The sequence below is a fragment of the Rahnella perminowiae genome (assembly GCF_019049695.1).
GTDB lineage: Bacteria > Pseudomonadota > Gammaproteobacteria > Enterobacterales > Enterobacteriaceae > Rahnella > Rahnella perminowiae.
This window is the reverse complement of the sequence record NZ_JAFMOT010000056.1, coordinates 1-439: the sequence shown is the minus strand read 5'-3', so window position 1 is coordinate 439 and position 439 is coordinate 1. Positions and strand designations below refer to the sequence as shown.

The following is a 439-nucleotide window of genomic DNA, read 5'->3' as shown; positions in this document are numbered from 1 at the left end:
CATAGGTACCCATCAAAATACGGCGCTGTACTTCGGCACCAAAGCCTTCAGAACGTGAGCGGGTGTATAAATCTTCCAAGTTTTTTGGGCTGTCACAGCGGTAGCCATAACGCACCCCATCATAACGCGATAAGTTAGATGAAGCTTCGGCTGGGGCGAGCAAATAATAAGTGGCAAGGGTGATTTCAGGTTTGGTCAAATTCACATCCACCAAGCTTGCACCCAAGGCTTGGTATTGTTTTAATGCCGCTTCTACGCCAGCTTTAACCTCGCTATTTAAGCCATCGGCAAAGTATTCGGTTGGGATACCAATGCGTAACCCTTGAAGCGGTTTATCATGGCTGGCATTGGTTTGGCGTCTGCTAGTCAAACTAGCGACAAAATCCGGCACCTCTTTTTTGGCAGAGGTTGAGTCTTTGCTGTCATGACCGGATAACAC

Annotated in this window: 1 protein-coding gene; it reads right to left on the bottom strand. The window is 47.8% G+C overall.

All coding sequences use genetic code 11. The features are described from left to right. On the bottom strand, positions 1-439 hold a 439-nt coding region (locus J1781_RS00255; RefSeq protein WP_217233005.1), incomplete at both ends, for an amidase family protein.